This window comes from Pseudoxanthomonas sp. G3, from assembly GCF_057654715.1.
This window is the reverse complement of the sequence record NZ_CM172805.1, coordinates 192088-215196: the sequence shown is the minus strand read 5'-3', so window position 1 is coordinate 215196 and position 23109 is coordinate 192088. Positions and strand designations below refer to the sequence as shown.

At 67.7% G+C, this 23109-nt stretch carries 20 protein-coding genes; 8 read left to right on the top strand and 12 right to left on the bottom strand.

All coding sequences use genetic code 11. The features are described 5' to 3' along the window. The first annotated feature begins 9 nt into the window (after nt 1–9). The gene (locus AC23D6_RS01015; RefSeq protein WP_487751003.1) at nt 10–891 is read left to right on the top strand and encodes a YihY/virulence factor BrkB family protein; all 882 of its coding nucleotides are present in this window, start codon (nt 10–12) and stop codon (nt 889–891) included. Nucleotides 892–928: 37 nt separating this feature from the next. On the opposite strand, the gene dld is transcribed toward AC23D6_RS01015, so the two are convergent. After that, nucleotides 929–2626 (bottom strand): D-lactate dehydrogenase, encoded by a 1698-nt coding sequence (dld, locus tag AC23D6_RS01010; protein ID WP_487751002.1) that lies wholly within the window; start codon nt 2624–2626, stop codon nt 929–931. Between the two features lie 53 nt (nt 2627–2679). Here dld and dnaG point away from each other — a divergent pair, with 53 nt between their 5' ends. The 3 genes from dnaG to AC23D6_RS00995 all read left to right on the top strand — a co-directional run bounded on the left by dnaG (nt 2680) and on the right by AC23D6_RS00995 (nt 6965). Beyond that, nucleotides 2680–4413 (top strand): DNA primase, encoded by a 1734-nt coding sequence (gene dnaG / locus AC23D6_RS01005; RefSeq protein ID WP_487751001.1) that lies wholly within the window; start codon nt 2680–2682, stop codon nt 4411–4413. 67 nt (nt 4414–4480) lie between these two features. Further along, on the top strand, nt 4481–6451 hold the full coding sequence (locus tag AC23D6_RS01000) for a S9 family peptidase (protein WP_487751000.1): 1971 nt from the start codon (nt 4481–4483) through the stop codon (nt 6449–6451). A gap of 13 nt (nt 6452–6464) precedes the next feature. Further along, a complete protein-coding gene (locus tag AC23D6_RS00995) occupies nt 6465–6965 on the top strand; it encodes a protein tyrosine phosphatase family protein (RefSeq protein ID WP_487750999.1) in 501 nt (166 codons plus the stop codon). A 142-nt stretch (nt 6966–7107) separates the two neighbouring features. On the opposite strand, the gene cyoE is transcribed toward AC23D6_RS00995, so the two are convergent. From cyoE to AC23D6_RS00975, 4 genes are read right to left on the bottom strand one after another with little or no spacing between them, the layout of a single operon-like run. Next, nucleotides 7108–8046: a heme o synthase gene (cyoE, locus tag AC23D6_RS00990; protein ID WP_487750998.1), complete on the bottom strand. Its 939-nt coding sequence runs from the start codon at nt 8044–8046 to the stop codon at nt 7108–7110. Further along, nucleotides 8046–9221, bottom strand: a complete 1176-nt coding sequence (locus AC23D6_RS00985) for a COX15/CtaA family protein (protein ID WP_487752537.1) — start codon at nt 9219–9221, stop codon at nt 8046–8048. The genes cyoE and AC23D6_RS00985 overlap by 1 nt, the downstream gene beginning before the upstream one ends. 25 nt (nt 9222–9246) lie before the next feature. Beyond that, nucleotides 9247–9819, bottom strand: coding sequence for a hypothetical protein (locus AC23D6_RS00980; RefSeq protein WP_487750997.1), 573 nt, complete (start codon nt 9817–9819; stop codon nt 9247–9249). Nucleotides 9820–9845: 26 nt separating this feature from the next. Further along, on the bottom strand, nt 9846–10580 hold the full coding sequence (locus tag AC23D6_RS00975; RefSeq protein ID WP_487750996.1) for an SURF1 family protein: 735 nt from the start codon (nt 10578–10580) through the stop codon (nt 9846–9848). A gap of 90 nt (nt 10581–10670) precedes the next feature. Between AC23D6_RS00975 and AC23D6_RS00970 the strand changes: the two genes are divergently transcribed. Then, a complete protein-coding gene (locus AC23D6_RS00970) occupies nt 10671–10892 on the top strand; it encodes a twin transmembrane helix small protein (protein ID WP_487750995.1) in 222 nt (73 codons plus the stop codon). A gap of 93 nt (nt 10893–10985) precedes the next feature. Here the strand turns inward: AC23D6_RS00970 and AC23D6_RS00965 are convergent, their stop codons facing one another. Genes AC23D6_RS00965 through AC23D6_RS00940 form a run of 6 tightly spaced genes read right to left on the bottom strand, consistent with a single transcriptional unit; the run spans nt 10986 to nt 15709 of the window. Continuing rightward, nucleotides 10986–11864: a cytochrome c oxidase subunit 3 gene (locus tag AC23D6_RS00965; RefSeq protein WP_487750994.1), complete on the bottom strand. Its 879-nt coding sequence runs from the start codon at nt 11862–11864 to the stop codon at nt 10986–10988. Nucleotides 11865–11891: 27 nt separating this feature from the next. After that, entirely contained in the window at nt 11892–12470 is a 579-nt protein-coding gene (locus tag AC23D6_RS00960) for a cytochrome c oxidase assembly protein (protein WP_487750993.1), read from the bottom strand. Next, on the bottom strand, nt 12467–12601 hold the full coding sequence (locus tag AC23D6_RS00955; protein WP_487750992.1) for a hypothetical protein: 135 nt from the start codon (nt 12599–12601) through the stop codon (nt 12467–12469). The genes AC23D6_RS00960 and AC23D6_RS00955 overlap by 4 nt, the downstream gene beginning before the upstream one ends. A 19-nt stretch (nt 12602–12620) precedes the next feature. After that, the gene (gene ctaD, locus AC23D6_RS00950; protein ID WP_487750991.1) at nt 12621–14234 is read right to left on the bottom strand and encodes a cytochrome c oxidase subunit I; all 1614 of its coding nucleotides are present in this window, start codon (nt 14232–14234) and stop codon (nt 12621–12623) included. A 35-nt stretch (nt 14235–14269) separates the two neighbouring features. Further along, nucleotides 14270–15214 (bottom strand): cytochrome c oxidase subunit II, encoded by a 945-nt coding sequence (gene coxB, locus AC23D6_RS00945; protein ID WP_487750990.1) that lies wholly within the window; start codon nt 15212–15214, stop codon nt 14270–14272. A gap of 18 nt (nt 15215–15232) precedes the next feature. Next, the gene (locus AC23D6_RS00940) at nt 15233–15709 is read right to left on the bottom strand and encodes a DUF2244 domain-containing protein (protein ID WP_487750989.1); all 477 of its coding nucleotides are present in this window, start codon (nt 15707–15709) and stop codon (nt 15233–15235) included. A 252-nt stretch (nt 15710–15961) separates the two neighbouring features. On the opposite strand from AC23D6_RS00940, the gene putA reads away from it, so the two are divergent. From putA to AC23D6_RS00925, 3 genes are all read left to right on the top strand, one after another. Beyond that, the gene (gene putA, locus AC23D6_RS00935; RefSeq protein ID WP_487750988.1) at nt 15962–19177 is read left to right on the top strand and encodes a bifunctional proline dehydrogenase/L-glutamate gamma-semialdehyde dehydrogenase PutA; all 3216 of its coding nucleotides are present in this window, start codon (nt 15962–15964) and stop codon (nt 19175–19177) included. Nucleotides 19178–19417: 240 nt separating this feature from the next. Next, entirely contained in the window at nt 19418–20578 is a 1161-nt protein-coding gene (locus AC23D6_RS00930) for a GGDEF domain-containing protein (RefSeq protein WP_487750987.1), read from the top strand. A 13-nt stretch (nt 20579–20591) separates the two neighbouring features. Beyond that, a complete protein-coding gene (locus tag AC23D6_RS00925) occupies nt 20592–21545 on the top strand; it encodes an SMP-30/gluconolactonase/LRE family protein (RefSeq protein ID WP_487750986.1) in 954 nt (317 codons plus the stop codon). Nucleotides 21546–21617: 72 nt separating this feature from the next. On the opposite strand, the gene AC23D6_RS00920 is transcribed toward AC23D6_RS00925, so the two are convergent. Then, a complete protein-coding gene (locus AC23D6_RS00920; RefSeq protein ID WP_487750985.1) occupies nt 21618–23000 on the bottom strand; it encodes an OmpP1/FadL family transporter in 1383 nt (460 codons plus the stop codon). Between the last annotated feature and the right edge of the window lie 109 nt (nt 23001–23109).

The window sequence follows — 23109 nt, the reverse complement described above, 5'->3', positions numbered from 1 at the left end:
CCTCGGCCCATGCCCACGCCCGCACGCCTCCCCGCGATCCGCGCGCGCCTGCAGCATCTTGGCGAACGCGCGCAACGCAGCCTGCCCGTCGCGCTGCTGCAACGCTTCATCGACACCGACCTGATGACGCAGGCCGCATCGCTGTCCTTCTACGCCTTGCTGTCGCTGGCGCCGCTGCTCGTCCTGCTGCTGTGGCTGACCGCGTCGCTGTACCCGCCTGCCCAGCAGTCCCTGCTCGACCAGATCGTCCAACTCGCGGGCCCGGATGCGGCGGCGGTCGCCGAAACGGTGATCCGCAACGCCGACGCGCGCCCGGACATCGGGTCGCTGGCCGGCGTGTGGAGTACCGGGCTGCTACTGGTCGGCGCCACCGTGGTGTTCGCGCAGCTGCAGGGCGCATTGAACCTGATCTTCCGCACCGACGCGCAGCGCCTGAACGGCCTGGTCGCTTGGCTGAAGAAACGGGTGTTCTCGCTGGGCGTGGTGCTCGCGATCGGCTTCCTGCTGATCGTCTCGATGATCGCCACCACGGCCTTGCAGGTGGCCTTCGCACGCTTGCCGTCGCTGCTGCCGGTGCTCGGCTACACCAGCACGCTGGTGCTGTACGCACTCGCCTTCGCCTTCTTCTACCACTACTTGCCGGACCGCCGCGTCGCGTGGTCGCGGGCGTTCCTCGGCGGTGCAATCACGGCGCTGCTCTTCGCGGGTGGACGCTACCTGATCGGCTTCTACCTCGCCGAAGCCGCGCCGGGCAGCGCCTACGGCTCGATGGGCGCGCTGGTGTTGCTGCTGGTCTGGATCTACTACGCCAGCGTGGTGTTCTTCGCCGGCGCGCTGATCACGGCCGTGATCGATGAGCGGGGATTTCGAGGAGTGAGTGGAGAGGAGTGAGGAGTGAGCAAAAGCCGCTCTCCTCACCCCGCTCCACTCACTCCTTCCAATCAGCCCGCTTGCTGGTCTGGCCGATGCCGGGGTTGAAGGTGTTGGTGGGGTCCAGCACGCGATAGAACGCAGCCAGCGCCGGCTTGGCGCGATAGAGGTGGCCGACGTTGTGTTCGGCCGGATACTCGGCGCCGCGCGCATCCAGCAACTTCCAGAGCGCGTGCTCCACCGCAAGCGGATCCGCTCCCCGCCACACGATGTAGTCCTGGTGGAAGACGTGACAGAAGAAGTGCCCGTAGTAGAGCCGCGCGACCATCGTGTCGGCCAGCGTCGCCGGCAGGCTCTCCACCCATGCGCGATCGTCGCGGCGCAGGGCGACATCGAGCGCGACGATGTCTGCCACGGTATCGCGATGCACTTCGCGATATCGCACGGCCGCCCCGGCGACGGCGAACCGGTGCAGGAAGGCCTTGCGCCCTTCGTCGGCGTCGCAGGCGAAGAACGCGCCCTCGCGCTCCGTGAAGAACGTGTCGAGGAAGACGCGGGTGGCCTCGGCATCGCGCGCGGACACCTTCAGCAACAGGTGATGCTCGTAGCGTGCGCGGAAATCGCGCAGCCGCGGCGGCAAGTGATCGGGCAGCCATCCGGCGATCCGTTGCAGCACACGGTCGGTCAGGCCACGCAGGCCCCACCGTTCGCACCAGCCATCGATGCGGCTCTTCAGCGCGAACGCGGCCGGCACCTTGTCCGTGCCGAAGCGGTCGATCAGCAGGAACGTGTCCTTGCCGTAGCGGTCGCCGACATCGAAGGCATCGCGGTGGATGTATTCCCCCGAGATCGGCAGTCGCTCGAATGCGGTCAGCAGATGCCGACGCACGTCGGTGAGATCGTCCGGCGCATTGCTACCGATATAGAAGACGGATGCCTCGTCCTTCTCGAACGTGTCCAGCCGCACCGCGAATACCGCCAGCCGTCCCGCACAGCCGGACGCCTCGTGCAGGCGCGCGGGATCGGCGTTGTAGCGGGCGGGTGTCGCGGCGTCCACATCCCGTACGTGCGCCGCATAGTGCGTGTCCGATGCGGCACCGCTGTCGCCGGCGATGTCGACGGCCGTGTAGTCGCCGGCCTGCAGGCGCGTGAGGATCTCTTCCGGCGTGTCGCCCAAGGCAATACCCAGATGGTTGACCAGCCGCAGCGTGCCGTCCGCATCGCGCTGTGCGTACAACGCCAGCTCGGTATAAGCCGGCCCGCGCCGCACGAGCGCGCCACCGGAGTTGTTGCAGACGCCGCCGAGCACCGACGCACCGATGCACGAGGAGCCGATCACCGAGTGCGGTTCGCGCCCCAGCGGCGCCAGTGTCTTCTCCAGCACGTCCAGGGTGGCACCCGGCAGGCAGACCACCTGCCGGCCTTCCTCGATCACCTGCACGCCCGTCAGGCGCTGCGTGCTGACGAGCACGATGCGGCGATCGTAGCCGTCACCGTCGGGCGTGGAGCCGCCAGTCAGGCCGGTGTTCGCCGCCTGCATCAGCACGATCCCGTCCGCCTGCACCGTGGCCTCGAGCACGCGCCACAGCTCCAGCAGCGTGCCTGGCCGCACCACCGCCAGCACCGGGCCCTCGCCGAAACGGTACCCCTTGCGGTAGCGGCGGGTCGCGCGCGCGCCCGTCAGCACCTGCGCGGCGCCCGCCGCCTGGCGCAGCCGGGCCAGCAGGGCGTTGTCGGACAAAGCGTTGCGGGGCATGCCCGCATGGTAACGCGCGGCCGGCGGCGCCTGCGTGGCATCCTATGCGATCCATGGCCCGCATCCCCGACGCCTTCATCGACGAACTGCTCGCCCGGACGGATATCGTCGAGGTGGTGGGCGCGCGCGTGCCGCTGAAACGGCAGGGCAAGGAATATTCGGCCTGCTGCCCGTTCCACGACGAACGCTCGCCCTCATTCACGGTATCGCCGACCAAGCAGTTCTACCACTGCTTCGGCTGCGGCGCGCACGGCACGGCGCTGTCGTTCCTGATGAACTACGACCGCCTCGAATTCCTCGACGCGGTGGAAGAGCTGGCCCGCCGCAACGGCATGGAGGTGCCGCGCGAAACCCAGCAGCGCAACGAGAACAACGACACCCGCGACCTGTTCAATGCACTGGAAGCGGCGGCGCGATTCTTCCAGCGCAACCTGGAGGGCAGCGAGAAGGCGAAGGCCTACCTCGATGGCCGCGGCGTGGATGCGGCGATCCGCACGCAGTTCATGATCGGCTATGCACCGGACGGCTACTCGGCACTGAAGGACGCGCTGGGTACCGACGAGCGCCGGATGAAGCTGCTCGATCGCGCCGGCCTGTTCTCGAAGAACGACCGCGGCCACGTCTACGACAAGTTCCGCGACCGGGTGATGTTCCCCATCCACGACCGCCGCGGCCGCGTCATCGCGTTCGGCGGACGCGTGCTGCAGAAGGACGACGGCCCCAAGTACCTCAACTCGCCGGAGACGGCGCTGTTCCACAAGGGCCGCGAGCTGTACGGCCTTTGGCAGGTGAAGCAGGCCAACCAGAAGATCGCGCGGCTGGTCGTGGTCGAGGGCTACATGGACGTGGTCTCGCTGTTCCAGTTCGGCGTGAAGGAAGCCGTGGCCACGCTGGGCACTGCCACCACACCCGAACACGCTGAACTGCTGTTCCGCAACGCGCCCGATGTCTACTTTTGCTTCGACGGCGATGCCGCCGGCCAACGCGCCGCCTGGCGCGCGCTGGAATCGGTGCTGCCACGCATGAAGGACGGTCGGCAGGCGTTCTTCCTGTTCCTGCCCGATGGCGAAGACCCCGACACCATCGTGCGGCACGAAGGGGCTGCCGGTTTCGATGCGCGCCTGCAACAAGCGGTGCCGCTGTCGGAATTTTTCTTCCAGGAGCTGGGCAAGGACATCAAGCTGTCCACGCTCGACGGCAAGGCGCGGCTGGCAGAGCGCGCGCGCCCGCTGCTCGCACAGATTCCGGACGGCGCGTTCGGCGACCTGATGCGCCAGCAGCTGACCGTGGTCACCGGCGTGGGTGCCGGCAGCAGTGCGGCGCCGTCGGCCGCGCCCGCACCGGCCCGACGTCCGCCCACCTCGAGCCCGGGCCAGAAGCCCAGCCTGGTGCGCAGCATCATCGTGCGATTGCTGCACAAGCCGTCGCTCGCGCTGGCGATCGAATCCACGCATGGTTTCTCCGGCTTGCGCCTGGCCGGCATGGAGCTGCTGCTGGAGCTGATCGCGCTGGTGCATGCCCGCCCCGACATCACCACCGGCGTGCTGCTGGAGCATTTCGCGGAGCGCGACGAAGTGGCCGCGCTGCAGAAGCTCGCGATGCAGGACTTGCCTGGCGAGGAAGACGGTTGGCGGCAGGAGATCCTCGACGCCGCCGTGCAGTTGGAGAAGCAGATGCTTCAGCAACGCCTGGACGAATTGCAGGCCAAGCAGCGCAACATCGGTCTCGACGAGGCCGACAAGTACGAGTTGCGCACCCTGCTGCAGGCCCGCATCGGGCGCCACTGAGTGCGGGCGGTTTCCGTGGCGGACGCCGCGGTCTAGACTCCGGGCATCGACTCGCCACGGAGTTCCCATGCGCCTGATCGTCCTGACCGCGCTTTTCGTCCTCGCAGGCACCACGACGGCGGCGTCTGCCGCGACCGTCGAACGCAAGCACGTGGGCAACCGCGTCAGCGAAAACGTGCCGGACATCCCCGGCGATCTACTGGAGCGCCTCAATCGCTACCAGAACACGCGCGGTGCGGTGTTGGCGGGATGGACGAAGGAGGGCTGCCTGCTGATCGGTACGCGCTTCGCCGAGACCAACCAGGCACACCGCGTCTGCCAACCGCTCGGCATGCGCGAGCAGCTGACGTTCTACCCCGAACCGGTCGCCGGCCTCACGCCCGCGCCGCCGACAGCCTGGCGCGACGGTTTCGTGTTCGCCAAGGACAAGGGCGGCGACGAGTTCTCGCAGCTCTACTGGTTCGACGCGCTCACCCGCTCCACCACGCTGCTGACCGATGGCAAGCGCAGCCAGAACAACAACGCGGTGATCAACCGCGATGGTTCGCTGCTCGCCTATGCCAGCACCGCGCGCAATGGCACTGATCGCGACATCTGGTTGCGCGACACCCGCGCGGGAACGAGCCGGCTGCTGCTGTCCGTGGGCGGTTCGTGGACGCCGCTGGATTTCTCGCCCGACGGCAAGGAACTGCTGGTGTCGCGCTACGTGTCGGCCGCGGAGTCGTATCCCGGCGCGGTGGACCTGGCCACGGGCAAGCTCGAGACCTTCCCGGTGGACGGCGGCAAGGCCGCATTCGGTCGCTTCGCCTATGCGCCATCCGGCAACGGCGTCTATTTCATTTCCGACGAACCCGTCGCAGGGCAACCGAGCGAATTCAGTCGTCTGCGCTTCCACGATCCGGCCACGGGCAAGCTCGAAGTACTGACGGCCGACGTGCCGTGGGATGTCGAGGACTTCGCGCTATCGCACGACGGCAAGCACCTGGTGTACTTCACCAACGAGGACGGCATCGGCAAGGCGCACCTGCTGGCGTTGCCCAGCCATCGGCCCGTCGCCTTGCCGGACCTGCCGGTCGGCGTCGTCGACGGGGGCGAGTTCTCGCCGGACGGCACGCGCCTGGCGATCACGCTGAACACCTCCACCTCGCCGAGCGACGTCTACGTCATTGGCCTGGCCGACCGCTCGCTGGTGCGCTGGACGCAGAGCGAAGTCGGCGGCCTGGACACCTCCGCCTTCGTATCGCCCTCGCTGGTCCGCTACCCCACCTTCGATCAGGTCGACGGCAAGCCGCGCGCCATCCCGGCGTTCTACTACGCGCCGGCGAAGGTGCCGGCCGGGCGGCGGTTGCCCGTCATCATCAGCATCCACGGCGGGCCCGAAGGCCAATCCGTGCCTTCGTTCAGTGCAGGCACGCAGTTCCTCGTGAACGAACTCGGCGTGGCGGTACTCGTGCCGAACGTGCGCGGTTCCACCGGCTACGGCAAGACCTTCCTTTCGCTGGACAATGCCGACAAGCGCGAGGATTCGGTCAAGGACATCGGCGCGCTGCTGGACTGGATCGCGCAACAGCCGGAGCTGGACGCGTCGCGCGTGGGCGTGGTGGGTGGCAGCTACGGCGGCTACATGGTGCTCGCTTCGCTGACGCACTACAGCGACCGCATCCGCGCCGGCATCGACATCGTCGGCATCTCCGACTTCACCACCTTCCTGACCAACACCGAAAGCTACCGGCGCGACCTGCGCCGCGCCGAATACGGCGACGAGCGCGATCCGGCGATGAAGGCGGTGTTCGACCGTATCTCCCCGCTGCGCAACGCGGCGCGGATCAAGGCGCCGCTGTTCGTCGCCCAGGGCCGCAACGACCCGCGCGTGCCGTATACCGAAGCCGAGCAGATCGCCAAGGCCGTGCGCGCGAACGGCGAGCCGGTGTGGTTCCTGATGTTCGACGATGAGGGCCACGGCTTCCGCAAGAAGAGCAACGCGGACTACTTCGGCGCCGCGAGCATCCTGTTCTGGCAACAGCACCTGCTGGATTGAACGGAGACCCGTCATGACACCCTTTGCGCGCCTGTTTGCCCTCGCCGTCCTCGCCCTGGCCAGCGCAGCGGGATACGCCGGCGACTTCGCCCAACCGAAGGCCGGCCTGCACACGGGCGGGCAGCCGACGGCCGAGGACCTGCAGCGCCTGAAGGACGAAGGCGTACGCACCGTCATCGATCTCCGCGGGCCGACGGAAGACCGCGGGTATGACGAAGCCGCCGAAGCGCGTCGCCTCGGCCTGGCCTACATCGCGTTGCCGATCTCCGACAAGGACGACATCACATCGGCGAATGCGAAGGCACTGGGCGACCTGCTCGGAGCACACCAGGGCAACGTGCTGTTGCACTGTGCCTCGGGAAATCGCGTGGGCGCCCTGCTGGCGCTCGAAGCGGTGGCGCGGAACGTCCCGCGGGAGGACGCGCTAGAACTTGGCCGCAAAGCGGGACTGACATCGCTGGAGCCGGTGGTGGTGGAACAGCTCGGCAGGCTGGACACAACCAAGCCGTTGTAGGAGCGACGTCAGTCGCGACCGCGAAAGCAAGCTAAGCGGAGCCAAAACCCGACCGACGGACATTGCGAAACCATGCACGTCGCCGCCGCAGCGCTTGCCGGTGGCGTGCGGTCGCGACTGACGTCGCTCCTACAACGTGGCGTCACCCTGCCGGCACGAACTCCATGCCGGCGGCAGAGGCTGCCGGCCGCAGCAGCGGCATCACCCAGTGGTCGGCCAGCAGGAACGCGAACAACGCCATCAGATACACGATGGAGTAGTTGAACACGCGCATGGCGAAGAACTCGTCCGGTGGGTTCAACAGGCGCCAGGCGTACCAGAGGAATACCGAACCCAGCACGAGCGCGCCGCCCAGGTAGAAGAAGCCGCTCATGCCGAACACCACCGGCAGCACGGTCACTTCCACCAGCAGCACCGTGTAGAACAGGATCTGCCAGCGTGTGTAGGTCACGCCATGCGTCACCGGCAGCATCGGCACCAGCGCGCGCGCGTAGTCTTCGCGGCGGAAGATCGCCAGCGCCCAGAAGTGCGGCGGCGTCCAGACGAAGATGATGATCACCAGCAGCAACGCATGCGGCCAGTCCCACTCGCCCCGCATGCCGGTCATCGTGGCCCAGCCCAGCAGCGGCGGCGCCGCGCCGGCGATGCCGCCGATGACGATGTTCTGCGGCGTGGCGCGCTTCAGGAAGACCGTGTAGACCACGGCGTAGCCGATCAGCGAGGCGAAGGTCAGGATCGCGGTGATCGTGTTGACCCAGATCACCAGGATCGCCATCGACAGCGCCGCCAGCACCAGCGCGAACGCCAGCGCCTGCCATGGCTTCACCTGGCCCTGCACCAGCGGGCGCCACGAGGTGCGCGCCATCTTCGCGTCGATGCGCGCATCCAGCAGCTGGTTGATCGCCGCCGCGCTCGAAGCCGCCAACCAGATGCCCAGGAAGCCGAGCGCGCCGCGCAGGACCTGCCCACCGTCGGGCAGACCGTCGATCGCGAGGAACATGCCGACGAGCGCGGTGAACACGATCAGCGCCACCACGCGCGGCTTGGTCAGGTCCCAATACTGGCGGAACGTGGATGCCATCAGTCGGGCCTGCGCAGGCGGGCAACCAGCGACACCAGGGTGAACAACAGCAGCACCGCGCCGGCGTTGTGCGCCACGGCGACCGGCAGCGGCAGGTTGAGCTTGACGTTGAGGATGCCCAGCGTGACCTGCGCGCAGACCAGCACCGCCAGCGTCAGCGACCAGCTGCGCATGCCCGGCGTGCGGAACAGCCGCAACGCCAATGCCAGCACGTAGAGCGCGACGATCACCGCCATGATGCGGTGGGCCAGCTGGATGGCGATGCGCGAGGCGCCATCCAGCACGCCGCCTTCGTAATCGACGCCGATCCCACGCCACAGCACGAAACCCTCGCGGAAATCGGCCGGCGGCGCCCATTGGCCCACGCACTTCGGGAAATCCAGCCCGCAGGCCAGCGCGGCGTAGTTCGCACTCACCCAGCCGCCCAAGGCGATCTGGATGCCGAGCAGCAGCAGCCCGCCGATCAGCCAGCGCCGCAGCACGACCGAGTCGGCCAGCGTGATCGGGCGATCGGTGGCGCGCCACGCCATCCAGACCAGCAACGAGAACGTGGTCAAGCCACCGAGCAGGTGGCCCATCACGACGATGGGCTTCAACAGCCACGTCACCGTCCACATGCCGAGCAGGGCCTGGAAGATGATCACCGCCAGTGTCAGGGCGGCAGCACGCGCCAGATCGATGTTCGACCAGCGCAGTGCGGCGAATAGCAGGATCGCTTCGCCCAGGATCGCCAGCGCGGACGCGGCCCCGTGCTCACCGTGCATGTAAAGCGGAATCGCGGCGCCGACCAAGGCCGCGGCAACCAGGATCTGCGCGATGCCCCAGCGGCGGCGGCGTGCCGCCAGCAAGGCCAGCACCAGCACCAGCACGCCCAGCGACGCGGCAAGGTGGCGGTGGACCTGTTCGCGCCATGCCTTGTGCGTCTCGAACGGACGGATCTCGCTGGCGACGTGCGAGGCTGCTTCGTCCACGGCCTTCGGCCATGCGGCACGGCCATAGCAGGTCGGCCAGTCCGGGCAGCTCAGGCCGGCGTCGGACAGGCGGACAAAGGCGCCGAACACCACGACGCACAGCGTCAGCGCCACCGCCAGCCAGGCGATGCGGTGGAAGTGCTTGTAGACAGCGGGTCGATAAATCACGGGACGCGCGATCTCGGGACGGTCGGAGGAAGTCATCATGGTCGGGAAGCGTGCGTGCGGCTCAGATCAGCTTGAGCAGCTTGGAAACGTCGGTGCGCAGGTGGCCGGGATCGAAGCCGGGCGCGTAGCGCAGGATCACGAAGCCGTGCGGATCGATCACGTAGACCGGCACACCGGCCGGATCGTCCACCCGCGGCAACGCGCTACGCAGCGGATCGTCGGCGCGGACCAGATGCAGCGCCGCGTGCCGCGGCGCGCCTTCCGGGTAGGCACCAATCCACAGGATGTCCACTTCGTCGGCGTTGTGGCCGAACAACTGCCAGACCTTGTCCAGGTCCTTGGCCAGCGCCAGGCATGCCTGCGCACAGCTGGCCGGCGGCGCGACCACGATGCGCCAACCGCGTTCGGCCGGATTCCAGTCGTAGCGACGGCCGTCGGCCAGCACGGGCACGATGGCGCGCGCGTCGGCTGGCGGCTGCAACATCTGGCCGTGGTTCTTGTGGGCGGCCGGCTGCCAGCCGGCGAAGCGCAGCACGCCGGCACCGAACACGGTGCCGAAGAACAGGGCAAACAGGGCGACCAGCATCCAGCGCCCACGGCGCCGCTGGGCGGGATCGAACGAATTGGGGTCCATGTCGCTATTTTCTCACGCCAGGCCGCTCAATGCCTTTGCCCGGCTGTCCGCCGGGATCTCCAGGTAAGCAGCAGGGCGGTGACGAACACGGCCGCCGCCAGCCCGAACCACTGCACGGCATAGCCGACATGGCGCTCCGGCGGCAGGGTATTGGGCAGGATGTCGAGGTCGCGGGCATAGCCCAGCGGCAGGTCCGGATCCAGCTTGAGCAGGCGAGGCGCCAGCGCCGGCAGCGCGAGCGCGCCCTTCAGCGTGTCTGCCTGCAGTGCGATCACCAGCAGGTTGCCGTCGGGCTGGGGACTGGGCTCGGCATGAGCGATACCTTCCGAGGGCGGCGGCACCAGCAGACCCGCCACATGCAGCGGGCCCTGCGGCATCGCCACGGCCGGCATGCGGCGGTCGCCCGGCACCGGCAACCACCCCAGTTCCACCAGGAGCGGCGTGCCGCCATCGGCCGGGAGAAAGACCCGGTAGGCGCGCACGCCGGCCTGACGGTCGCGGGTCTGGTTGTCGAGCAGGATCGCCGGCCCCGGGGCGAAGCGGCCCTCGCCCGCAGTCCAGTCGTAGCGGTCCGCACGGGCCTCGTCCGCGGCGATGGCCAGCGGCTGGGCCTGGCGTTCGGACAGCACGCGTGCGGTGTCGGCCAGCATGGCCTCCTTCTGGTCGGCCCGCCCCCATTGCCAGGCCCCCAGGCTGCCGAACAGCGACATCGCCAGCACGGCCAGGCTCCAGCCCACCGGCAGCGGCATGCGTCGGCTCATCGGCTGCGTCCGAATGTCGCACCCACCGCCGGCTCACGCCGGCGGAGCGATAATGCGCGCCACGCCAACGCGGTTCCCCTCGAGGACGCCATGAACGATTCGCTGAAAACCCTGCTGATCATCGCCTTCCTCATCGTCATCGTGTGGAACCTCGGCGCAGGCCTGTACTACATGTTGGTGGACAAGGGCGAGAGCAAGCGCACCGTCAACGCGCTCACCCGCCGCATCGCGCTATCCGTGGCGCTGATCCTGCTGGTGATCCTGGCCATCAAGATGGGTTGGATCCAGCCGCACGGGATCAATCCCGGCTGAGGCCGCATTGTCCCGCGCACCGACGGCCGCGCCAACCGCAGAAAAGAAAAGGGCCGGCATTGCCGGCCCTTTCTTCGCGTGGATCGCCCGCGCTTACAGCACGTAGACAAACAGGAACAGGCCCAGCCACACCACGTCCACGAAGTGCCAATACCACGCCACGGCTTCGAAGCCGAAGTGGTTGTCCTTGCTGAAGTGGCCCTTGGCGCAGCGGAACCAGATGATCGCCAGCATGATGGTGCCCAGCGTCACGTGCAGGCCGTGGAAGCCGGTCAGCATGAAGAAGGTGGACCCGTAGATGCCGGAACCCAGCGTCAGGTTCAGCTCCTTGTAGGCGTGGATGTATTCCTCGGCCTGGAAGAACAGGAACAAGCAGCCCAGCAGTACGGTGGCGCCCAGCCAGATCAGCAACTGCGTGCGGTTGCCCGCCTTCAGCGCGTGGTGGGCGATGGTGATGGTGACGCCGGAGGTCAGCAGGATCAGCGTGTTAATTAGCGGCAGGCCCCAGGCCGGGATGGTCTGGAACTGGCCACCGACCTGGCCCGGACCGGCACTCGGCCACGCGGCGCTGAAACCTTCCCACAGCAGGCTGTTGGTCATCACGCCGTCACCTTCGCCGCCAAGCCACGGCAACGCCAGCGTGCGGGCGTAAAACAGCGCGCCGAAGAAGGCGGCGAAGAACATCACTTCCGAGAAGATGAACCAGACCATGCCCATGCGGAACGACACGTCCACCTGGCGGTTGTAGTGGCCGCTGACCGACTCGCGGATCACGTCGCCGAACCACATGAAGAGCGTGGCGCACAGCATCACGACGCCGGCGTAGAACGCCCACATGCCCCAAGCCGAATCATTGAGCCAGTTGGCCACGCCCACCATGGTGACGAACATGGCGATGGAGCCCACGAACGGCCACCTGGAGCTGTGCGGCACGAAGTAGATGTTGGCGTCTGGCGAATGGGCTTGTCCCATGGCGTGGCTTCCGGTTGCTAAGCGTGATCAGGGTGCCGCGAGCGGCGAGGGCGACGCATTGCCCGTGCCGATCTGCGCGGTCAGTGCGTCGTTCTTGAAGAAGGTATACGACAGGGTGATCGTCTTCACTTCTGCCGGCAGGTCCGGGTCCACGATGAAGCGGACCGGCATGTCGCGGCTTTCGCCGGCCTGCAGGGTCTGGGCGGTGAAGCAGAAGCACTCGGTCTTGGTGAAGTAGCCCGACGCGCGCGCCGGCGCCACCGACGGCACCGCGCTGCCCACGATCGGGCGCTCGCTGTCGTTGCGGGCGAAATACTTGGCCTCGTACAGCTCGCCGGGCACGACCTGCATGGTCAGCTGCTCGGGATGGAAGGCCCACGGCAGCTTGGAGTTCACGCCACCGTCGAACTGCACGGTGACCGTGCGCTCGGCCTTGGCGGCGGCGACCGCCGCGGCCTGGCCCGGGCCCTGCTCCAGACGGATGCCGAACACCTTCTCGCACGCGATGCGGTACAGCGGCACCAGCGAGAATGTCAGCACGAACACCGCCACCGCCACGCCCACCAGCTTGAACAGCCCGGCCGAGTTGGATTTCGCCGCGCTCATGCGCTGATCACCGCGCGGGCGATGAACGCCACGAAGATCGCGAACGCGATGCCACCCACCGCCCACGCGGTCCGCAGCACCGCCTTGCGGCGGCGCGCGAGTTCCTCAGGGGTCAGCGCAGGGGCGTTCATGCCGTACGACTCGACGGTCTCAGTGGGTCACGTCGCCGTGCGCCAGGTCGCCATCCTTGATGACCGGCGGGACGCTGAAGGTGTGGTGCGGCGCCGGCGACGGCACGGTCCACTCCAGGCCCTTGGCGTTTTCCCACGCGCGCGCCTCGGCCTTCTTGCCGTTGCGCAGCGAGGCCCACAGGATCGCGGCCATCATGAACGGCGTGAGGAACATGCCGAACGCGCCGATCGAGCTGATCAGGTTCCAGTCCGCGAACACCGGGTTGTAGTCCGGGATGCGGCGCGGCATGCCGGCCAGGCCTAGGAAGTGCTGCGGGAAGAACAGCAGGTTGACGAACACGATCGTCCACCAGAAATGGAACTTGCCCCAGAACTCGTTGTACATGCGGCCGGTCCACTTCGGCCACCAGTAGTACGTCGCGGCGATGATGGAGAACAGCGCGCCGGTCACCAGCACGTAGTGGAAATGCGCCACCACGAAGTAGGTGTCGTGGTACTGGAAGTCCGCCGGCACGATGGCCAGCATCAGGCCCGAGAAACCGCCGATGGTGAACAGGATGACGAAGCCCACGGCCCACAGCATCGGCGTTTCGAAGGACAGCGAGCCCCGCCACATCGTGCTGACCCAGTTGAACACCTTCACGCCGGTCGGGATCGCGATCAGCATGGTGGCGAACATGAAGTAGATCTCGCCACCCAGCGGCATGCCCACCGTGAACATGTGGTGCGCCCACACGATGAACGACAGGAACGCGATCGAGGCGGTCGCATACACCATGGCCTGATAGCCGAACAGCGGCTTGCGGCTGAAGGTCGGAATGATTTCCGACACCACGCCGAACGCCGGCAGGATCATGATGTAGACCTCGGGGTGACCGAAGAACCAGAAGATGTGCTGGTACATCACCGGATCGCCGCCACCGGCCGCATTGAAGAAGCTGGTGCCGAAGAACTTGTCGGTCAGCAGCATCGTCACCGCGCCGGCCAGGACCGGCATCACGGCGATCAGCAGGAACGCGGTGATCAGCCAGGTCCAGCAGAAGATCGGCATCTTCAGCAGGTCCAGGCCCGGGGCGCGCATGTTCAGCACCGTGGCGATGATGTTGATCGCGCCCATGATCGAGCTGACGCCCATCATGTGGATGGCGAAGATCGTGAAGGCCACGTTGGCGCCGCCCTGCAGCGACAGCGGCGGATACAGCGTCCAGCCGCCGGCGGGGGCGCCGCCCGGCAGGAACAGCGTGCCCAGCAGCAGGGTGAAGGCGAACGGCATGATCCAGAAGGACCAGTTGTTCATGCGCGGCAGCGCCATGTCCGGCGCGCCGACCTGCAGCGGGATCATCCAGTTCGCCAGGCCGACGAAGGCCGGCATCACGCCGCCGAAGATCATGACCAGCGCATGCACGGTGGTCATCTGGTTGAAGAATTCGGGCGTGACCAGCTGCAGGCCCGGCACCATCAGTTCGGCACGGATCACCACCGACATGCCTGCGCCGATGATGAACATGATGAAGCTGAAGATCAGGTAGAGAGTACCGATGTCCTTGTGGTTCGTGGAGAAGAACCACCGCTCGATGAAGCCCTGCTGGTGACCGTGGTGATCGTCATGATGGTCGACGGCGGAGTTGGCCATGTGCTTACTCTCTTGAAGCTAATGCGGACGGTCGATCAGCCCTGCGCCGACGGCGCGGGGGTCTCGGCGGCGGGGGCGGGCGCGGCGGCAGGCTCGGTCGCCGGCGCGGCGTCGACCGGCGTGGCCTCCACAGGCGCGGCGACCGGGGCAGGTTCGGCGGCCGGCGCCGGCTTCTTCGAAGCCAGCCACTGCTCGAACTCGGCCTTCGGCACGGCCCTCACCACGATCGGCATGAAGCCATGGTCCTTGCCGCACAGTTCGGCGCACTGGCCGCGGTAGATGCCGGGTTCCTTGATGTCGGTCCAGGCCTCGTTGACGATGCCGGGGATCGCGTCCTGCTTCCAGCCCAGCGCCGGCACCCACCACGCGTGGATGACGTCGTCGGCGGTGATCACGAAGCGGATCTTGGTATCGGTCGGCAACACCAGCTGGTTGTCGACGTCCAGCAGGTAGTGCGGATTCTTGGCCAGGTCGGGCTTCTCGCCGCTCTGGCGGATGCGGTCGGACTCACGGTCCAGGCGGCTGGTGAACGACACGTCCTCGCCGAGGTACTCGTACTTCCACATCCACTGGTAACCGGTGACCTTGACCGTCATCTCGGCATTGCGGGTGTCGTACATGGCGATCAGCTTGGCGGTCGCCGGCCAGGCCATGACCACCAGGATCAGCACCGGAATAACGGTCCAGATGATCTCGGCCGTGGTGTTGTGGCTGAACTGCGCGGCCACCGCACCCTTGGACTTGCGGAACTTGAACATCGCATAGCCCATCGCGCCGAAGACGATGATGCCGATGACGATGCACACCCACAGCGCCACCATGTGCGCGTCGTAAGCGTGCTGGGACGAGGTCGTGACGCCCTTGCCCATGTTCAGCTGCCACGGCTTCGGGTCCGCCGACTGCGCCCAGGCCAGCGCCGGCATTGCCAGCAGCGAGCACGCCGTCACCAACCGCTTCCAGATCCCATTCACTTGCGTCATTGCCTAGACCCCAATGCGTCATCGGTTGCGGCCACTCGCGGCCGCCAGTAAATCCTGCAACGTGTCCGCCAGCTCCCGGCGTTCGGCCGGCCCAAGGAAGTCGCCCACTTGGACCTGCCTGCCGCTGGACGCCAGCGAAATCCTTTCGCCTTCCCGCTCGATGCGCAGGCGTACCCAGTACGGGTGCGCCCGGAACACCGCCCCGGACCGGGAGGTGCTCACCTCCACGGCGTCCGGCCCGATATGGATCTCCTCGCTCCGTTCGCCGCTGCGCCACAACGCGCGCAGCGCCGTGGCCACGATGGCCGAATGGAGCAATGCAAAGGCTGGCGCGAAGGCATTGCCTCCCCACCAGCCCAGCATGGCGACGATCCACATCGCACCCGACAGCGCCGCGAACAACACCACGAATTGGCGGCGCGACAGCGCCCTCGGCGGCCGCAGCCTGAGCCACGCGCCGTGTCCGTCCCACGCTGACGGCACCACTTCGATCATGTCGTCCGCCACACGGTTGAGGCTGCGGAAAACCGTTAAATGGTAGCTCCCGCCACACTTTGCGGCAAGTTTCATTGATCCAGGACAAGGCGTGCGACCCCTTCGCGCACGCCTCGCCGCGCATCCACCGCGGCGTTCCGCGACCCGCGTCACCGCATGGCGCACGCCCACTGCGACGGAGCACGCCAGGACGTAGGCGGGCCGCGCGCGCGGCCCTAAACTAGTGGACTGCCTTTGGACTGCCCTGCCGTCATGTCGACCCCTTCACCGCTCCCGTCGCCCGCTACCGCCCCGGCCGGCGGCATCGTCGCTCCGGAACTCCCCGCGCCCCCGCCCGCCCTCCGGGCCGCCATCACGGCCGCCTGGCTGCGCGACGAGACCGAACACGTCCGCGAACTGCTCGAGCAGGCCCGCCTGCCCCCCGCCGAGCAGGCCCAGGCGCAGAAGCTCGCCGTGGACCTGGTGAAGCGGGTCCGCGCCCGCGCCCAGGACCAGGGCGCCATCGAGGCCTTCATGCGCCAGTACGACCTGGGCAGCGAGGAAGGCGTGCTGCTGATGTGCGTGGCCGAGGCGCTGCTGCGCATCCCGGACCAGGAGACCGCCGACAAGCTGATCCGCGACAAGCTGGGCGATGCGGACTGGGAAAAGCACTTGGGCCAGAGCGACTCGGTGCTGGTGAATGCCTCCACCTGGGGCCTGATGCTGACCGGCAAGCTGGTCAACCTGAACGACCTGACCCGCGCCGACGTGCCGGGCGCCTTCAAGCGCCTGGTCGGCCGCGTGGGCGAGCCCGTCATCCGTCTGGCCGTGCGCCAGGCCATGCGGATCATGGGCCACCAGTTCGTCATGGGCCGGACCATCGACGAGGCGCTGTCCCGCAGCCGCAAGGGCGACAACGCCGAGTACCGCTATTCGTTCGACATGCTGGGCGAGGGCGCGCTGACCACGAAGGACGCCGCCCGCTACCTGGAAGCCTACCGCCAGGCGATCCATGCGATCGGGCGGACCGGACCGTTCGCCGACGTGTTCGCCGCCCCCAGCATTTCGATCAAGCTCTCCGCCCTGCACCCGCGCTACGAGCACGCCAAGCGCGCCCGCGTGATGCGCGAACTGGCCCCGGCCATCCTGGAGCTGGCCCAGCTGGCCAAGTCCTACGGCATCGGCTTCACCATCGATGCCGAAGAGGCCGACCGCCTGGAACTGTCGCTGGACCTGATCGAGGCCACGTTTTCAGACCCGTCGCTGGACGGCTGGGAAGGCTATGGCCTGGCCGTGCAGGCTTACCAGAAGCGCACGCCGTACGTGATCGACTTCCTGGCCGACCTGGCTCGCCGCGTCGGCCGCCGCATGCCGGTGCGCCTGGTGAAGGGGGCCTACTGGGATGCGGAGATCAAGCGCGCCCAGATCGACGGCCACCCGGGCTACCCGGTCTTCACGCGCAAGCCCAACACCGACGTCTCGTACCTCGCCAATGCCCGTCGCATGCTCGACCACGGCCAAGCGCTGTACCCGATGTTCGCCACCCACAACGCGCAGACCATCGCCGCGATCCGCTTCATCGCCGCCGGCCGCCCGTACGAGCATCAGAAACTGCATGGCATGGGCGACGACCTGTATGCCGAAGTGGTGCCCAAGCACCGCCTGGACACGCCGTGCCGCGTGTACGCGCCGGTCGGCTCGCACGAGGACCTGCTGCCGTACCTGGTGCGCCGCCTGCTCGAGAACGGCGCCAACAGCAGCTTCGTCAACCGCATCACCGACGAGAACGTGGCCATCGAGGATCTCGTGCGCGATCCGGTGCAGACGGTGTCCGAGTTCGAATCCATCCCGCATCCGCGCATCCCGCTGCCGGTCGATCTTTTCCGGAGCCAGCCGGCTCCCATCGCCTCTTCTGACAGGACCAACTCCATGGGCGCCAACCTCGCCAACGACAACGACCTGCGCGCGCTGGCCGAGCGCATCAACGCGGCGGTCAAGCCGTGGCGCGCCGCGCCGCTGGTGCCGGGCGCGGTCGTGTCCTCCGGCGCGCTGCCGGTGACCAACCCGGCCGACCGCCGCCAGACCGTCGGCGAATGGCAGCCCGCCGACGGCGGCACGGTCGAGAAGGCGCTGGCAAACGCCGTCGCTGCGCAACCCGCGTGGGACCGCACGCCGGCCGCCAGCCGCGCCGCCATCCTCGAGCACGCCGCGAACCTGCTGGAACAGCGCCTGCCCGACTACATCGCGCTGTGCGTGAAGGAAGCCGGCAAGACCATCCCGGACAGCGTCGCCGAAGTGCGCGAAGCGGTGGACTTCCTGCGCTACTACGCCGCCCAGGCGCGCGCGCAGTTCGGCGCACCGGAACCGCTGCCCGGCCCGACCGGCGAATCCAACCAGCTGCAGCTGCAGGGCCGCGGCGTGTTCGTCTGCATCAGCCCGTGGAACTTCCCGCTGGCGATCTTCCTGGGCCAGGTCAGCGCCGCGCTCGCCGCCGGCAACAGCGTGATCGCCAAGCCCGCCGAGCAGACCAACCTGATTGGCCATGCGGCGGTGAAGCTGCTGCACGAAGCCGGCGTCCCCGAGGCCGTGCTGCAGTTCCTGCCCGGCGACGGCGCCACCGTCGGCGCCGCACTGACGAAGGATCCGCGCGTGGCGGGCGTGGCCTTCACCGGTTCCACCGAGACCGCGCGCGCGATCAACCGTGCGCTCGCCGGCCGCGAGAGCGGTCCGATCGCGACGCTGATTGCCGAAACCGGCGGCCAGAATGCCTTCATCGCCGACTCGTCCGCGTTGCCGGAACAGCTGGTCAAGGACGCGATGGGCTCGGCCTTCACCTCCGCCGGCCAGCGCTGCTCCGCTGCGCGCGTGCTATTCGTGCAGGACGACATCGCCGACAAGGTGATGACGATGCTGGCCGGCGCGATGGATGAGTTGAAGATCGGCGATCCCGGCCTGCTGTCCACCGACGTGGGTCCGGTGATCGATGCCGATGCGCTGAAGATCCTCGAGGACCACGCCGCCCGCATGGCCAACGAGGCACGCCTGATCAAGCAAGCAAAGGCGGGCGAGGACACCGCGCACGGTACGTTCTTCGCGCCACGCGCGTGGGAACTGAAGTCCCTCGATCAGCTGCACAAGGAGATCTTCGGGCCAGCCCTGCACGTGGTGCGTTGGAAGGCTGACCAACTGGACGCGGTGATCGACCAGATCAACGCCACCGGCTACGGCCTGACCCTGGGCGTGCACTCGCGCATCGACGAGACCATCGACCGTATCGCCGCGCGGGTGAAAGTCGGCAACGTCTACGTCAACCGCAACCAGATCGGCGCCGTGGTCGGCGTGCAGCCGTTCGGCGGCCAGGGCCTGTCGGGCACGGGCCCGAAGGCCGGCGGGCCGCACTACCTGCCGCGCTTCGCCACCGAGAAGACGGTCACCGTCAACACAACCGCGGCCGGCGGCAACGCCTCGCTGCTGACCCTGGGCGACTGACCGCTCAGCAGTCCGCCGTCGTCGATACAAGCCCCGCTCCGGCGGGGCTTTTTTTTGCGCGTCATGACCCACCGCACTGAATGCGGCGCACGCTTGGGTCCAAGCTGGGCCTGCGCCCGATGGTTTCCCTGAACCTTCACCCCGAACAGAACGGCGTCGGCGGCGGCGCGCTGCCGGTTGAAGGCAGATCCTGCGTTTAGTCGAAGACAAGGAGATTCACGGCCAGCACGGCCCCATCGCATGACGACCGATTTCTACAACCTGCTGCTGACCGACTGCGCGCTGGCGGCCGTGCTGCTGGCGCTGTTCCTCTACGTCGGCCGTGTCTCGCGCGGCGTGCGCGGCATCACGACCTGGGGCGTGGCCCACTTCCTCTATTCGTTGGGTGCGGCGATGCTCGACGGCACGGCGCAGGAACTCGTGCTCGCAGGCAACGACATGCTCGCGCACTGGACCGCCGGCATCGGCGGACTGCTCGCCTGCGCCGGCCTGGTCGGGCTGGCATGGTCGATCATCCAGTTCGTGCAGCAGCGGCCGCTGGCGCTGTGGGAGCGCGCCCTGCTGCCGGTCTGCATCGGCTTCTCACTGGCGGGCTGGGTACTGCGCGGCACGGTGGATGCGCAGGGCGCAGCCATGAGCGCCACCGAGGTCATCGTGCTGGCGGTGATGATCCGTCACCTGCTGGTGCTGCGCCGCGCGCCCGACCATGTGCCGGCGCGCCTGATGATCGCCGGCAGCCTGATCCTGCTGTGGCTGTACGGCAGCGACCTGCTGGCCGCGCTGACCGGGCGCTACGGCCCGAATCCGATCTGGGTGAATCTCGACCTGTCGATCTGGTACCTGCTCAATTTCTGCATGCTGATGCTGGCCAGTTTCCGCGCCGCCGAACCGTTGCGCCGCGGCGCGCTGTTCGACCCGCTGACCGGCGCGCTCAACCGCCGGGGCCTGGACAACGAACTGGAAGCACGCGGCGCCTGGCGCTCGGCCGCACACGGGCTGGCGGTGATCGCGCTGGACCTGGACCACTTCAAGGCGGTCAACGACGATCACGGGCACGAGGCCGGCGACCTGGTGCTGCAGCGCTTCTCCGACGTGGTGCGCGGCTGCATCCGCAATGAGGACCTGTTCGCGCGCCTGGGTGGCGAGGAATTCATGCTGGTGCTGCGCGACACCCATGCGGACACGGCGCATGCGCTGGCCGAACGCATCCGGCAACAGGTGATGGCCCTGGAGTTCTCGCCGATCGCCGCGGATTTCCGGGTCACCGTCAGCCTGGGGATGTCCTTCACCGCCGACCGCCACGCGCCCTACGACACATTGATGCGGCTGGCCGACGAAGCGCTGTACGCCGCCAAGCACAAGGGTCGCAACCGGATCGAGGTACGCTGTCACCCCGCCTGACCTGAGGATCGCCATGCCGCGCGCCCATCGCCTCGCCGTTGCCCTGCTTCTCTGTGCCGCCGCACCGCTCACCCACGCGTCCGCCTTTCGTTCCGTGTGCCCCGCCCAACCGGGCGAGGCGCCCGTGGGCGAACTGACCGCAACGCGCATCGCCGTCGCCAAGGTGGATGACGGCGAAGAGCGGCTCTACGAAGGCGCCGTGTGGAAGGACGGCGCGCTCTACCTGTCCGATTTCGTCCACAGCGGCACGTTCCCGTCGCGCATCCGCCGATTCACCCCGCCCACCCGCTGGGAAACCGTGGTCGAAGACAGCGGCAGCAACGGCCTGGCGCTGGATACGGAAGGCCGGCTCATCGCCGCCACCCACGACCGCAAACAAGTGGCGCGCGTGGACCTGACCGACGGGACGCGTACACCGCTGGTGTCCTCCTTCGACGGCGCGCCGTTCAATTCGCCCAACGATCTGGTGATGGCGGCCGACGGCACGCTGTACTTCACCGATCCGGACTACCAGCGCAAGGCGGCGCCCGGAGGCCAACCGTTGACTCGGGTGTATCGGCACCGCAACGCGGTCACCACCGTGGTGGACGACACGCTGCGCAATCCGAATGGCATCGCGCTGTCGCCGGATGGCGGCACCCTCTATGTGGCGGGAGGCACCGCCGACGGCGACGTCCTGCGCGCGTATCCGGTGACGGGCGATGGGGTCGGGGCCGGCCGCGACCTGGCCCGCATCTCCGGAGGCGATGGCCTGGCCGTGGATTGCCTCGGCAACGTGTATGTCACCGAACACGGCGAGCGCCGCGTGCGCGTGTTTTCGCCGGCGGGCGCCGTACTCGCCACGATCCGCGTCGACGCCAACATCACCAATGCCGCGTTCGGAGGCGACGATCGGCGCACGTTGTTCCTCACCGGCGCGGCCAGCCTGTGGTCGATCGATCTGGACGTCGCCGGGTTGCCGTACTGACGGGCATCGAGGCGCCGGCAAAGAAAAACCCCGCCGAGGCGGGGTTTTTCATGGGACTGATGCGCGGGGCGATCAGAACTTGTACTGCATCGAGACGCCGTACAGGTCGGCGCCTCCGTCGAACTCGCCGACCAGGCGCGCGCGCGTGCTGGTGGTCAGGTCCACTTCCGGCGTATCGACGATGTCGATCTTGACGTAGCTGGCGTTGATCTCGAAATGCTCGGACAGCGCCCAGGTCAGGCCCAGCGAGTACCACATGCGATCCTGGTCGGGCAGGCGCGGGGTGCGGTAAGGACGGCTCACCGGGGAGTCATCACGCGCCACGCCAGCACGGAAGGTGAACGCATCGCTGAACTTGTACTCACCGCCCACCGAGTAGAACCAGTTCTCGCCCCAGTTGTATTCCTCGGCAGAGTCCGGCTGACCGGCGTTGTCGAACTCGATACGGATTTCCTGCAGCGAGGTCCAGTCGGTACGGCTGGCTTCGGCCATGACGGTGAAACGGTCAGTGGCGTAGTAGGTCGCGCTGAAGGTGTCCACGGTGGGCGTGGTCAGCTTGGCCAGCGCGCCGCCGTCCCGGAACAGCGGACGGGTCAGCGGGTTGGCATCGAACGCGGTGCGGACGTTGGCCGGCACGGTGAAGTCGCCTTGGCCTTCCAGTTCATGGTCGATCTCGGAGCGGTGCGAGTAGCCCAGCGACAGCTTGTCCGTCGGGCGCCAGTTCACGCCGAAGATCCAGCCGATGCCGTTGTCGGTGCCATTGACGTGGGCCAGGCCGTCGTTGCGCTGCGGGCCGTAGGGCGAGCCGGGCGTGAGGCAGGCGGTCGGGTTCTGGCTGCAGATGATGGTGCCGAAGTCGACGGCCTGCGACAGGGTCACGTCGGCGTGTTCGTAGATCAGGCCGGCGCCGATCGAAAAGCGGTCGCCCAGTTCCAGCGAAGCCGCCAGGGTCAGGTCGATGATCTTCACGTCCGATTCCAGGGCGTGGTAACGACCCTTCCAGCCGTTGTCGTATTCGGTCTTCAGGCCGAACGGCGCGCTGATCATGGCACCCAGCGTCAGGTACTCGAAGTCGCCGCTCAACGGCAGGATGAAAGACGCGGCCGGCACGGCGGCCACGTCACCGGCGTCGCCACCGTTGCCGCCGGTCAGCGGCTGCTGGAACGGCGTGCCGGTCGCGGCGGTGCCGGTACCGGAGAACGTGTAGGACAGGTCGATCGCAGTGACGTCGGCCTGCAGGGTGCGCTCGGTGAAGGTCGACATGACGGCCGGGTTGTTGGCCACGACCGAGGCGTCGCCCTTGGCGGAGGCCGCACCGGCCATCGCACGGCCCTGGGCCTTGACGCTGTTTTCCTTCAGCTGGAAAGCGGCGGCGTGCACGTCGCCATAGGCCAGCGCGGCGGTGATGCCGAGGGCCAGCGCGGACACGCGGGTGAAGTTCTTAGCAAATTCCATCAGTGTTCTCTCCGGAGACGTGGGTAAAAGTCGTCTGCGTCGCCCAAGGCCGGGGTGTGTGGTCCACCTTTTCGGCCTGCCGGAAGCCCCTCCCGACATACGACGCCGT

Bases quoted from the DNA above. Each gene is read 5' to 3' on its own strand.
- AC23D6_RS01015 (WP_487751003.1), top strand. From the start codon at position 10: ATGCCCACGCCCGCACGCCTCCCCGCGATCCGCGCGCGCCTGCAGCAT.
- dld (WP_487751002.1), bottom strand. From the start codon at position 2,626: ATGCCCCGCAACGCTTTGTCCGACAACGCCCTGCTGGCCCGGCTGCGC.
- dnaG (WP_487751001.1), top strand. From the start codon at position 2,680: ATGGCCCGCATCCCCGACGCCTTCATCGACGAACTGCTCGCCCGGACG.
- AC23D6_RS01000 (WP_487751000.1), top strand. From the start codon at position 4,481: ATGCGCCTGATCGTCCTGACCGCGCTTTTCGTCCTCGCAGGCACCACG.
- AC23D6_RS00995 (WP_487750999.1), top strand. From the start codon at position 6,465: ATGACACCCTTTGCGCGCCTGTTTGCCCTCGCCGTCCTCGCCCTGGCC.
- cyoE (WP_487750998.1), bottom strand. From the start codon at position 8,046: ATGGCATCCACGTTCCGCCAGTATTGGGACCTGACCAAGCCGCGCGTG.
- AC23D6_RS00985 (WP_487752537.1), bottom strand. From the start codon at position 9,221: ATGACTTCCTCCGACCGTCCCGAGATCGCGCGTCCCGTGATTTATCGA.
- AC23D6_RS00980 (WP_487750997.1), bottom strand. From the start codon at position 9,819: ATGGACCCCAATTCGTTCGATCCCGCCCAGCGGCGCCGTGGGCGCTGG.
- AC23D6_RS00975 (WP_487750996.1), bottom strand. From the start codon at position 10,580: ATGAGCCGACGCATGCCGCTGCCGGTGGGCTGGAGCCTGGCCGTGCTG.
- AC23D6_RS00970 (WP_487750995.1), top strand. From the start codon at position 10,671: ATGAACGATTCGCTGAAAACCCTGCTGATCATCGCCTTCCTCATCGTC.
- AC23D6_RS00965 (WP_487750994.1), bottom strand. From the start codon at position 11,864: ATGGGACAAGCCCATTCGCCAGACGCCAACATCTACTTCGTGCCGCAC.
- AC23D6_RS00960 (WP_487750993.1), bottom strand. From the start codon at position 12,470: ATGAGCGCGGCGAAATCCAACTCGGCCGGGCTGTTCAAGCTGGTGGGC.
- AC23D6_RS00955 (WP_487750992.1), bottom strand. From the start codon at position 12,601: ATGAACGCCCCTGCGCTGACCCCTGAGGAACTCGCGCGCCGCCGCAAG.
- ctaD (WP_487750991.1), bottom strand. From the start codon at position 14,234: ATGGCCAACTCCGCCGTCGACCATCATGACGATCACCACGGTCACCAG.
- coxB (WP_487750990.1), bottom strand. From the start codon at position 15,214: ATGACGCAAGTGAATGGGATCTGGAAGCGGTTGGTGACGGCGTGCTCG.
- AC23D6_RS00940 (WP_487750989.1), bottom strand. From the start codon at position 15,709: ATGATCGAAGTGGTGCCGTCAGCGTGGGACGGACACGGCGCGTGGCTC.
- putA (WP_487750988.1), top strand. From the start codon at position 15,962: ATGTCGACCCCTTCACCGCTCCCGTCGCCCGCTACCGCCCCGGCCGGC.
- AC23D6_RS00930 (WP_487750987.1), top strand. From the start codon at position 19,418: ATGACGACCGATTTCTACAACCTGCTGCTGACCGACTGCGCGCTGGCG.
- AC23D6_RS00925 (WP_487750986.1), top strand. From the start codon at position 20,592: ATGCCGCGCGCCCATCGCCTCGCCGTTGCCCTGCTTCTCTGTGCCGCC.
- AC23D6_RS00920 (WP_487750985.1), bottom strand. From the start codon at position 23,000: ATGGAATTTGCTAAGAACTTCACCCGCGTGTCCGCGCTGGCCCTCGGC.